Here is a 12011-nt window from a genome sequence, read left to right on the forward strand (position 1 = left end):
AGCCAGGAAACCAGAAACACAAGTCCCGGCAGAACAACAACCCCAAAAGGCCATCCCCCCACCGGTCCTGTTGCCTCAGGACCCAACAGTGTGCCAAACACTAAACCACCAGCACCCCCCGCACACCGTTCCAGGAACCACACAAGTGCAGAACCGTACTAAGTGCCGCAGGAAAAACCAGCGGCCGCTATTTGTTGATATTCCACCCGTGAGCACCCGCCGCAGAACTTACGTCTGCGCAACGGGCGTACTCCTGACAACCCCTCCACACTCACATACATGAGGCAAGGTGGCTGTAGGTGCTCCTTAGAAAGGAGGTGATCCAGCCGCACCTTCCGGTACGGCTACCTTGTTACGACTTAGTCCCAATCGCCAGTCCCACCTTCGACAGCTCCCTCCCACAAGGGGTTAGGCCACCGGCTTCGGGTGTTACCAACTTTCGTGACTTGACGGGCGGTGTGTACAAGGCCCGGGAACGTATTCACCGCAGCGTTGCTGATCTGCGATTACTAGCGACTCCGACTTCATGGGGTCGAGTTGCAGACCCCAATCCGAACTGAGACCGGCTTTTTGGGATTAGCTCCACCTCACAGTATCGCAACCCTTTGTACCGGCCATTGTAGCATGCGTGAAGCCCAAGACATAAGGGGCATGATGATTTGACGTCGTCCCCACCTTCCTCCGAGTTGACCCCGGCAGTCTCCTATGAGTCCCCGCCATAACGCGCTGGCAACATAGAACGAGGGTTGCGCTCGTTGCGGGACTTAACCCAACATCTCACGACACGAGCTGACGACAACCATGCACCACCTGTAAACCGACCGCAAGCGGGGCACCTGTTTCCAGGTATTACCGGTTCATGTCAAGCCTTGGTAAGGTTCTTCGCGTTGCATCGAATTAATCCGCATGCTCCGCCGCTTGTGCGGGCCCCCGTCAATTCCTTTGAGTTTTAGCCTTGCGGCCGTACTCCCCAGGCGGGGCACTTAATGCGTTAGCTACGGCGCGGAAAACGTGGAATGTCCCCCACACCTAGTGCCCAACGTTTACGGCATGGACTACCAGGGTATCTAATCCTGTTCGCTCCCCATGCTTTCGCTCCTCAGCGTCAGTTAATGCCCAGAGACCTGCCTTCGCCATCGGTGTTCCTCCTGATATCTGCGCATTTCACCGCTACACCAGGAATTCCAGTCTCCCCTACATCACTCTAGTCTGCCCGTACCCACCGCAGATCCGGAGTTGAGCCCCGGACTTTCACGGCAGACGCGACAAACCGCCTACGAGCTCTTTACGCCCAATAATTCCGGATAACGCTTGCGCCCTACGTATTACCGCGGCTGCTGGCACGTAGTTAGCCGGCGCTTCTTCTGCAGGTACCGTCACTTTCGCTTCTTCCCTACTGAAAGAGGTTTACAACCCGAAGGCCGTCATCCCTCACGCGGCGTCGCTGCATCAGGCTTTCGCCCATTGTGCAATATTCCCCACTGCTGCCTCCCGTAGGAGTCTGGGCCGTGTCTCAGTCCCAGTGTGGCCGGTCACCCTCTCAGGCCGGCTACCCGTCGTCGCCTTGGTGAGCCATTACCTCACCAACAAGCTGATAGGCCGCGAGTCCATCCAAAACCACAAAAAAGCTTTCCACCCCCCACCATGCGATGAGGAGTCATATCCGGTATTAGACCCAGTTTCCCAGGCTTATCCCAGAGTTAAGGGCAGGTTACTCACGTGTTACTCACCCGTTCGCCACTAATCCACCAGCAAGCTGGCATCATCGTTCGACTTGCATGTGTTAAGCACGCCGCCAGCGTTCATCCTGAGCCAGGATCAAACTCTCCGTTGAAGTAAAACAGACACAACCAACACCCCCGGGAAAACGGGACGCGCCAGCTGCACAAAATTTGAAACCAGCTGTAAAAACCAGACCACACCACGGGGTGGCGCAATCCAGTCAATTCAACCAATTCAATACAATAAATTGGTATCAACAAACTTGGCACACTATTGAGTTCTCAAACAACAGACACACCCGGCACCACCACAACCACAAGCCATGGATCGCTCCGGAGCAACTTCCCAAACTTACCCGATACCGCGAAGCTACGCAAATCAACGTTTCCGCGATTCCCCACTCCACCAGCACCATCCCCACCCAAAAACAACGCGTAACAAACCACGCCATATTCCAGGCCGTTCAGAAGGGGGTCGGTCGCTTTCTTACCGCAACAGCGGCGGCGACTCGAACAACAATACACACCCCCACGACCAACCACAAATCCATCCCCCGTGCCCTCCATCACACGCATTCGGGACCACCTGCCGATACGATCAGGAGGTGATGGCAGAACACCGGCGCCAGAAGCAGGTCCCCCTCCACCGCCGCGTGTCCGGGCCGGCCGCCGCCGGCCTCTCCCGGGGCGACGTGGCGTCGCGGATGAGCAGCGGCCTGGACAACCGCGTACCGGACGCTACCAGCCGAAGCCTCTGGGAAATCGTCCGCGCCAATGTACTGACTCTTTTCAATGCAATCGTCGGCACGAGCTTTGTCCTCCTGCTCCTGCTGGGCAGCTGGCAGGATGCCCTTTTTGGACTGGCCGCCGTCGGCAACGCCGTCATCGGTGTCGTGCAGGAGTACCGCGCCAAAAGGTCCCTGGACCGCCTCGCCGTCCTCGAAGCTCCACAGGCCAGGGTGCTGCGGGACGGCACGGTTCAGGAAATCCCGACCGCCGACGTCGTCCTTGACGACGTCCTGGTGCTCCGGGCCGGCGACCAGGTGACAGCCGACGCTTCCGTCCTCGAGAGTGGAGGGCTGGAGTCCGACGAGTCGCTCCTTACGGGGGAGTCGGACCCCGTGGACAAGGACATGGGAACCGAAGTGCTCTCCGGTTCGCTCATTGTCGCCGGGCGGGGTACCGCGCGGGTGGTCCGCGTGGGAGCCGACTCCTTTTCCAGCAAACTCGCCGCTGACGCGAAACGGTTCTCGTTGGTCAACTCGGAAATTCGGAACAGCCTTAACCGTATCCTCGGGTGGGTGAGCTGGGCACTGCTGCCGGTGGCCCTCATCGTTGCGAACGGTGAAATGCAATCCCGGGGCGGTTGGGAAGCCGCCATTGCCAACGGGGCATGGACATCCGCGGTGGTGGGTGTGATTGCGAGCGTCATCGCGATGGTTCCGTTGGGGCTGGTCCTGCTCTCGAGCGTTGCTTTCGCTGTCGGCGGGGTGCGGCTGGCCGGCGAGAAGGTCCTGATCCAGGAGCTGGCGGCGGTCGAGGGCCTGGCCCGCGTCGATGTCCTCTGCCTTGACAAGACCGGGACGCTTACGGAGGGCAGGATTGTCTTCGACGGCGTGCACGAACTTGACGGCCCCGCGCAAGCCGGGTGGGAACACGCCCTGGGCTGGTTCGCCGCGGATCCGGATGCCAATGCGACATCCCGCTGCCTCGCATCGGATTTCGAGCACGACGGCGGCACCCAGGCCGTCTCGTCCGTTCCGTTCTCGTCCGCCCGGAAATGGAGCTCCGTGACTTTCGACGGAGGAGGTACCCGGGCGGGCTCGTGGATTCTTGGGGCCCCGGAGGTTGTGCTGTCCGGAAGAACCGATGGAGCGGACGGGACGCCGGCGGACGGGACGCCGGCGGCCGGCAACGCCTTGGTAAAGGCGGGCCGTCTCGCTGCCACGGGGTTACGGACCGTGGTGCTGGCGTACGCCGACGGCGCCGCGATCACTGCCGACAAGGCGACACTGCCCGCACGGCTGCATCCCGTGGTTGTGCTGACGTTTAGGGAACAGATCCGTGTCGATGCCCGGCAGACGCTCGATTACTTCCGCGAACAGGGTGTCGAATTGAAAATCATCTCGGGGGATGACCCGCGAACGGTTTCTGCGATTGCCCGGGCAGTCGGCCTGGACGTCGAAGATGGGTACGATGCCAGGCAGCTTCCGGCCGATCCTGTCCTGCTCGAGGAAGCAATGGACGCGAACACCGTCTTTGGCAGGGTCAGTCCTGAACAGAAAAAAGACATGGTGGCGGCGCTGCAGCGCCGTGGGCATACGGTTGCGATGACCGGCGACGGTGTCAACGATGTGCTCGCGTTAAAGGAAGCAGACCTTGGCATCGCGATGAACTCGGCGGCGCCCGCCACGAAAGCAGTGGCGCGGCTGGTGCTGCTGGACGGCCGGTTCGACCGGCTCCCGGGGGTGGTGGCGGAGGGACGCCGGGTGATTGCCAACATTGAGCGCGTGTCCAAGCTGTTCCTCAGCAAAACCGCCTACTCAATTGCAATCGCCGTCAGTTTTGGTCTCCTGAATCTGCAGTTTCCTTTCCTGCCGCGCCAGCTGTCCTTCACCGACGGACTTACGATCGGGATCCCGTCATTCTTCCTGGCCTTGATGGCCAACAGCCAGCGCTACCGGCCGGGATTCCTGCGCCGGTCGCTGGCGTTTTCCATCCCCGCGGGCCTGATTGTCGCTGCCGCCTTGCTGGGGTTAAACCTGTACGCAGGCTCCCGCGGCGACGCGGGAGCGGCGCCCGGGTCATTGCAGTCCGCGTCGGTCCTGACCCTGGCCGTCACCGGCCTGTGGATTCTCTGGGTGGTCTCCCGCCCCCTGGACGCCAAAAAGGTGGGAGTGCTGCTGATGATGTGCGTAAGCCTCGTCATCCTGCTGAACGTGCCGTTGGCTCAGAGCTTCTTCCACCTGGCCTGGCCACAGCCGGACGTGCTGTGGGTAGCCGCCGTCGCCGCTGTGGGCGGAGGGCTCGCCATTGAGCTCCTGGCGTTGGTCCACGGCCGGCGGTTTCCCCGCTAAGACCGTTGTCACCGGCCCTGGGAGAACGCCCCCCGAAACGCGGTGGGGGCTTAAATGCGGGAGAGCCCCTGACCTGGTGGTTAGGGGCTCTCGACCGTTTAATGGTGTTCCGGCGGTGACCTACTCTCCCACACCCTCCCGGGTGCAGTACCATCGGCGCTGTGGGTCTTAGCTTCCGGGTTCGGAATGGGACCGGGCGTTTCCCCCACGCTATGACCGCCGTAACTTTTTCTCCGCACCGTACCAGGGGCCCCGTGGGGGGGGGTGGTGGTGGGAAACTTTTGGTTACAACTGTGGTGTTGTTATTTTGTTGTGTTCGCAAGCAACGGGTTTGTTGGTTGGGAACCACATAGTGGACGCGTGCAGTCTTGTTATCTTTGTACCTCCCGGTGGTGCAAACGCTTTTGAATCGTTTGCCCGGGTGGTGTGTGGTGTAAGTTATCGGCCTATTAGTACCGGTCAGCTTCACGAGTCGTTAGTCCTCGCTTCCACATCCGGCCTATCAACCCAGTGGTCTGGCTGGGGGCCTCTCACACACAAGGTGTATGGAAATCTCATCTCGAAGCGAGCTTCCCGCTTAGATGCTTTCAGCGGTTATCCCATCCGAACGTAGCTAATCAGCGGTGCACTTGGCAGTACAACTGACACACCAGAGGTTCGTCCGTCCCGGTCCTCTCGTACTAAGGACAGCCCTTCTCAAATTTCCTGCGCGCGCAGCGGATAGGGACCGAACTGTCTCACGACGTTCTAAACCCAGCTCGCGTACCGCTTTAATGGGCGAACAGCCCAACCCTTGGGACCTACTCCAGCCCCAGGATGCGACGAGCCGACATCGAGGTGCCAAACCATGCCGTCGATATGGACTCTTGGGCAAGATCAGCCTGTTATCCCCGAGGTACCTTTTATCCGTTGAGCGACGGCCATTCCACAATGTACCGCCGGATCACTAGTCCCGACTTTCGTCCCTGCTCGAGATGTCTCTCTCACAGTCAAGCTCCCTTGTGCACTTACACTCGACACCTGATTGCCAACCAGGCTGAGGGAACCTTTGGGCGCCTCCGTTACTTTTTAGGAGGCAACCGCCCCAGTTAAACTACCCATCAGGCACTGTCCCTGACCCGGATTACGGGCCGAAGTTAGATGTCCAAAGTGACCAGAGTGGTATTTCAACGATGACTCCACCCGAACTGGCGTCCGGGTTTCAACGTCTCCCACCTATCCTACACAAGCCACTCCGAACACCAATACCAAACTATAGTAAAGGTCTCGGGGTCTTTCCGTCCTGCTGCGCGTAACGAGCATCTTTACTCGTACTGCAATTTCGCCGAGTTTATGGTTGAGACAGCGGGGAAGTCGTTACTCCATTCGTGCAGGTCGGAACTTACCCGACAAGGAATTTCGCTACCTTAGGATGGTTATAGTTACCACCGCCGTTTACTGGGGCTTGAATTCTCAGCTTCGCCTTGCGGCTAACCGGTCCTCTTAACCTTCCAGCACCGGGCAGGAGTCAGTCCGTATACATCGTCTTGCGACTTCGCACGGACCTGTGTTTTTAGTAAACAGTCGCTTCCCCCTGGTCTCTGCGGCCCCTGCACGCTCCGGACAGCTGGTGTCCATCACGATGGGGGCCCCCCTTCTCCCGAAGTTACGGGGGCATTTTGCCGAGTTCCTTAACCATAATTCTCTCGATCGCCTTAGTATTCTCTACCTGATCACCTGTGTCGGTTTGGGGTACGGGCGGCTAAAACCTCGCGTCGATGCTTTTCTCGGCAGCATAGGATCACCAAATCCCCCCTTGACGGGGGTCCCATCGGGTCTCAGGCATCATGAACAGCGGATTTGCCTACCGTTCGCCCTACATCCTTAGACCGGGACAACCATCGCCCGGCTTGGCTACCTTCCTGCGTCACACCTGTTAATACGCTTGCCTCCCAGGATCAGGTCCCGCGCTCCACCAAAACCCTCCACCCACAAGGGGTGTCAGGCAGGTCTCGGGCAGTTAGTATCCCCTGTTCAACATGGACGGTTTTTCGCCGGTACGGGAATATCAACCCGTTGTCCATCGACTACGCCTGTCGGCCTCGCCTTAGGTCCCGACTTACCCAGGGCAGATTAGCTTGACCCTGGAACCCTTGATCATTCGGCGGACGGGTTTCTCACCCGTCTTTCGCTACTCATGCCTGCATTCTCACTCGTGTAGGCTCCACCGCTGGTTTACACCGCGACTTCACTGCCCACACGACGCTCCCCTACCACTCCAGACGCCTGAACCACAAGGGCTTGGCTACTATCTGAAATCCACAACTTCGGCGGTGTACTTGAGCCCCGCTACATTGTCGGCGCGGAATCACTTGACCAGTGAGCTATTACGCACTCTTTTAAGGATGGCTGCTTCTAAGCCAACCTCCTGGTTGTCTTCGCAACTCCACATCCTTTCCCACTTAGCACACGCTTAGGGGCCTTAGTTGGTGGTCTGGGCTGTTTCCCTCTCGACTATGAAGCTTATCCCCCACAGTCTCACTGCTGCGCTCTCACTTACCGGCATTCGGAGTTTGGCTGACGTCAGTAACCTTGTAGGGCCCATTAGCCATCCAGTAGCTCTACCTCCGGTAAGAAACACGCAACGCTGCACCTAAATGCATTTCGGGGAGAACCAGCTATCACGAAGTTTGATTGGCCTTTCACCCCTACCCACAGCTCATCCCCTCCATTTTCAACTGAAGTGGGTTCGGTCCTCCACGACGTCTTACCGTCGCTTCAACCTGGCCATGGGTAGATCACTTCGCTTCGGGTCTAGATCACGCCACTGCAACGCCCTATTCAGACTCGCTTTCGCTACGGCTTCCCCACACGGGTTAACCTCGCGACGTAACACTAACTCGCAGGCTCATTCTTCAAAAGGCACGCCGTCACAGCTACAAGGCTGCTCCGACGGATTGTAAGCACACGGTTTCAGGTACTGTTTCACTCCCCTCCCGGGGTACTTTTCACCTTTCCCTCACGGTACTGGTCCGCTATCGGTCATTAGGGAGTATTTAGGCTTATCAGGTGGTCCTGACAGATTCGCACGGGATTTCTCGGGCCCCGTGCTACTTGGGATACTCCCCGGGCGGTACACAACATTTCGGTTACGGGGCTCACACCCTCTCTGGCCGGCCTTTCAAGACCGTTCACCTATGCCTGCACTACACACCCCACTGTCCCGGCAGAGACAGAATGGGAAGTCCCACAACCCCGACCATGCAACGCCCGCCGGCTATCACACATGGAACGGTTTAGCCTGATCCGCGTTCGCTCGCCACTACTGACGGAATCACTATTGTTTTCTCTTCCTGCGGGTACTGAGATGTTTCACTTCCCCGCGTTCCCTCCACGCACCCTATGTGTTCAGATGCGGGTCACCAGGTGACTCGCGCCCCTGGCGGGGTTTCCCCATTCGGACACCCTGGGATCACAGTCCGGTTATCGACTCCCCCAGGCTTATCGCAGATTCCTACGTCCTTCTTCGGCTCCTAATGCCAAGGCATCCACCGTGTGCTCTTAAAAACTTGACCACAAAAGATCAAAAACGCTAATTTTCGAGAGAACCACGAAAACCAGCCACACCCAACAACACCCCCACAAAGGGAATGCCACCACGCGCAGCCAGATCCAGGTTCATATTCTTGGAAATTGCTTCTTTATAAAAGATGCTCGCGTCCACTATGTAGTTCTCAAACAACAACCCCAAACCACACACCCCACACGCACCCCCGCAAAAGGGGCGACACCGTGTGCTCGCTGCAGCCAGGAAACCAGAAACACAAGTCCCGGCAGAACAACAACCCCAAAAGGCCATCCCCCCACCGGTCCTGTTGCCTCAGGACCCAACAGTGTGCCAAACACTAAACCACCAGCACCCCCCGCACACCGTTCCAGGAACCACACAAGTGCAGAACCGTACTAAGTGCCGCAGGAAAAACCAGCGGCCGCTATTTGTTGATATTCCACCCGTGAGCACCCGCCGCAGAACTTACGTCTGCGCAACGGGCGTACTCCTGACAACCCCTCCACACTCACATACATGAGGCAAGGTGGCTGTAGGTGCTCCTTAGAAAGGAGGTGATCCAGCCGCACCTTCCGGTACGGCTACCTTGTTACGACTTAGTCCCAATCGCCAGTCCCACCTTCGACAGCTCCCTCCCACAAGGGGTTAGGCCACCGGCTTCGGGTGTTACCAACTTTCGTGACTTGACGGGCGGTGTGTACAAGGCCCGGGAACGTATTCACCGCAGCGTTGCTGATCTGCGATTACTAGCGACTCCGACTTCATGGGGTCGAGTTGCAGACCCCAATCCGAACTGAGACCGGCTTTTTGGGATTAGCTCCACCTCACAGTATCGCAACCCTTTGTACCGGCCATTGTAGCATGCGTGAAGCCCAAGACATAAGGGGCATGATGATTTGACGTCGTCCCCACCTTCCTCCGAGTTGACCCCGGCAGTCTCCTATGAGTCCCCGCCATAACGCGCTGGCAACATAGAACGAGGGTTGCGCTCGTTGCGGGACTTAACCCAACATCTCACGACACGAGCTGACGACAACCATGCACCACCTGTAAACCGACCGCAAGCGGGGCACCTGTTTCCAGGTATTACCGGTTCATGTCAAGCCTTGGTAAGGTTCTTCGCGTTGCATCGAATTAATCCGCATGCTCCGCCGCTTGTGCGGGCCCCCGTCAATTCCTTTGAGTTTTAGCCTTGCGGCCGTACTCCCCAGGCGGGGCACTTAATGCGTTAGCTACGGCGCGGAAAACGTGGAATGTCCCCCACACCTAGTGCCCAACGTTTACGGCATGGACTACCAGGGTATCTAATCCTGTTCGCTCCCCATGCTTTCGCTCCTCAGCGTCAGTTAATGCCCAGAGACCTGCCTTCGCCATCGGTGTTCCTCCTGATATCTGCGCATTTCACCGCTACACCAGGAATTCCAGTCTCCCCTACATCACTCTAGTCTGCCCGTACCCACCGCAGATCCGGAGTTGAGCCCCGGACTTTCACGGCAGACGCGACAAACCGCCTACGAGCTCTTTACGCCCAATAATTCCGGATAACGCTTGCGCCCTACGTATTACCGCGGCTGCTGGCACGTAGTTAGCCGGCGCTTCTTCTGCAGGTACCGTCACTTTCGCTTCTTCCCTACTGAAAGAGGTTTACAACCCGAAGGCCGTCATCCCTCACGCGGCGTCGCTGCATCAGGCTTTCGCCCATTGTGCAATATTCCCCACTGCTGCCTCCCGTAGGAGTCTGGGCCGTGTCTCAGTCCCAGTGTGGCCGGTCACCCTCTCAGGCCGGCTACCCGTCGTCGCCTTGGTGAGCCATTACCTCACCAACAAGCTGATAGGCCGCGAGTCCATCCAAAACCACAAAAAAGCTTTCCACCCCCCACCATGCGATGAGGAGTCATATCCGGTATTAGACCCAGTTTCCCAGGCTTATCCCAGAGTTAAGGGCAGGTTACTCACGTGTTACTCACCCGTTCGCCACTAATCCACCAGCAAGCTGGCATCATCGTTCGACTTGCATGTGTTAAGCACGCCGCCAGCGTTCATCCTGAGCCAGGATCAAACTCTCCGTTGAAGTAAAACAGACACAACCAACACCCCCGGGAAAACGGGACGCGCCAGCTGCACAAAATTTGAAACCAGCTGTAAAAACCAGACCACACCACGGGGTGGCGCAATCCAGTCAATTCAACCAATTCAATACAATAAATTGGTATCAACAAACTTGGCACACTATTGAGTTCTCAAACAACAGACACACCCGGCACCACCACAACCACAAGCCATGGATCGCTCCGGAGCAACTTCCCAAACTTACCCGATACCGCGAAGCTACGCAAATCAACGTTTCCGCGATTCCCCACTCCACCAGCACCATCCCCACCCAAAAACAACGCGTAACAAACCACGCCATATTCCAGGCCGTTCAGAAGGGGGTCGGTCGCTTTCTTACCGCAACAGCGGCGGCGACTCGAACAACAATACACACCCCCACGACCAACCACAAATCCACCCCCACATACCGCCCCACACCCCCAAAAACCCCGCCACCACACCAAAAACCAGCACCCACCAACACTCCCGCCGGCCAAAATGCCGGCACGCAGCCTATGTGTGGTGCATCACCACTACCAGCCCGCCACCCGCCGCCGCACGTCGGACGTCGGGACGTCGGGACGTCGGACGTCGGACGTTAACGCAAGAAGGGCCGGCAACCAATTGGTTGCCGGCCCTTCTTTAAGCCACTGGCTTCAAGGGTACTGAATTACCAGGAAGACTTCGTGATGCCCGGGAGCTCACCGCGGTGAGCCATGTCGCGGAAGCGAACACGGGAGATGCCGAACTTCTGGAAGGTACCGCGCGGGCGGCCATCGATGATGTCGCGGTTACGCAGACGTACCGGTGAGGCGTTGCGGGGCAGCTTCTGCAGGCCGAGGCGGGCGGCTTCGCGAACTTCGTCGGTCGAGTTGGGGTCAACCAGAGCCTTCTTCAGTTCGAGGCGCTTTGCAGCGTAACGCTCGACGATGACTTTACGCTGTTCGTTCTTAGCGATCATTGACTTCTTAGCCATGTGTTTAGCGCTCCTCTCGGAATTCGACGTGCTTGCGGATGCGGGGGTCGTACTTCTTCAGAACCATGCGGTCCGGGTCGTTACGACGGTTCTTGCGCGTCACGTAGGTGTAACCCGTGCCCGCGGTCGACTTGAGCTTGATGATCGGACGTACGTCCTTGTCCTTAGCCATTAGAGCTTCACTCCTCGTGCCAGGATGGCGGCTACGACGACGTCGATGCCACGCACGTCGATGGTCTTGATGCCACGCGCAGAGACCTGCAGGGTGACATTACGGCGCAGGGACGGAACCCAGTAGCGCTTCTTCTGGATGTTCGGGTCGAACCGGCGCTTGTTGCGTCGGTGCGAGTGCGAAATGCTGTGTCCAAAGCCCGGCTCGGCTCCGGTCACCTGGCAGTGTGCTGCCATGACGACTCTCCTCAAAATAAATGAAACGGTTGCGGAGTTCCCGCGTAACCGTGCGACAGGCGGCGTCCGCATCCAGCGCCCACATTGCTCGATGGTCCCGCGGTGTTCAAGCAGGCGGCGTAAGCCGGCTGCGTTCACTACGGCGAAGATTGTGGACCACGGTTACCGGCCGCTGAATCCAAATGGAAGGC

General features: G+C 58.3%; 5 protein-coding genes and 4 rRNA genes. 1 reads left to right on the forward strand and 8 read right to left on the reverse strand.

Annotation, left to right across the window (positions count from 1 at the left end; all coding sequences use genetic code 11):
* Window positions 1-310: 310 nt before the first annotated feature.
* Window positions 311-1834: ribosomal RNA gene (locus VUN84_16990) — 16S ribosomal RNA — on the reverse strand.
* 495 nt (window positions 1835-2329) lie between these two features.
* On the opposite strand from VUN84_16990, the gene VUN84_16995 reads away from it, so the two are divergent.
* Window positions 2330-4798 carry an HAD-IC family P-type ATPase gene (locus VUN84_16995; GenBank protein ID XAS65890.1) on the forward strand — a complete coding sequence of 823 codons (2469 nt, stop codon included), beginning with the start codon at window positions 2330-2332 and terminating at the stop codon, window positions 4796-4798.
* 107 nt (window positions 4799-4905) lie between these two features.
* On the opposite strand, the gene rrf is transcribed toward VUN84_16995, so the two are convergent.
* From rrf to rpmB, 7 genes are all read right to left on the reverse strand, one after another.
* Window positions 4906-5022: ribosomal RNA gene (rrf, locus tag VUN84_17000) — 5S ribosomal RNA — on the reverse strand.
* A gap of 204 nt (window positions 5023-5226) precedes the next feature.
* A 23S ribosomal RNA gene (locus VUN84_17005) occupies window positions 5227-8352 on the reverse strand.
* Window positions 8353-8369: 17 nt separating this feature from the next.
* Window positions 8370-8501 (reverse strand): hypothetical protein, encoded by a 132-nt coding sequence (locus VUN84_17010; GenBank protein ID XAS63958.1) that lies wholly within the window; start codon window positions 8499-8501, stop codon window positions 8370-8372.
* 391 nt (window positions 8502-8892) lie between these two features.
* Window positions 8893-10416: ribosomal RNA gene (locus VUN84_17015) — 16S ribosomal RNA — on the reverse strand.
* The 16S, 23S and 5S rRNA genes sit together here, the layout of an rRNA operon.
* A gap of 690 nt (window positions 10417-11106) precedes the next feature.
* On the reverse strand, window positions 11107-11412 hold the full coding sequence (rpsN, locus tag VUN84_17020; protein XAS63959.1) for a 30S ribosomal protein S14: 306 nt from the start codon (window positions 11410-11412) through the stop codon (window positions 11107-11109).
* Between the two features lie 4 nt (window positions 11413-11416).
* Window positions 11417-11584, reverse strand: a complete 168-nt coding sequence (gene rpmG, locus VUN84_17025; protein XAS63960.1) for a 50S ribosomal protein L33 — start codon at window positions 11582-11584, stop codon at window positions 11417-11419.
* The gene (rpmB, locus tag VUN84_17030; GenBank protein ID XAS63961.1) at window positions 11584-11820 is read right to left on the reverse strand and encodes a 50S ribosomal protein L28; all 237 of its coding nucleotides are present in this window, start codon (window positions 11818-11820) and stop codon (window positions 11584-11586) included. The genes rpmG and rpmB overlap by 1 nt, the downstream gene beginning before the upstream one ends.
* Window positions 11821-12011: the final 191 nt, after the last annotated feature.

It is taken from the genome of Micrococcaceae bacterium Sec5.8, from assembly GCA_039636775.1.
Classification (GTDB): Bacteria; Actinomycetota; Actinomycetes; order Actinomycetales; family Micrococcaceae; genus Arthrobacter.

Coding starts and splice junctions, on each gene's coding strand:
- rpmB (XAS63961.1), bottom strand. CDS start 11,820: ATGGCAGCACACTGCCAGGTGACCGGAGCCGAGCCGGGCTTTGGACAC.
- rpmG (XAS63960.1), bottom strand. CDS start 11,584: ATGGCTAAGGACAAGGACGTACGTCCGATCATCAAGCTCAAGTCGACC.
- VUN84_16995 (XAS65890.1), top strand. CDS start 2,330: ATGGCAGAACACCGGCGCCAGAAGCAGGTCCCCCTCCACCGCCGCGTG.
- rpsN (XAS63959.1), bottom strand. CDS start 11,412: ATGGCTAAGAAGTCAATGATCGCTAAGAACGAACAGCGTAAAGTCATC.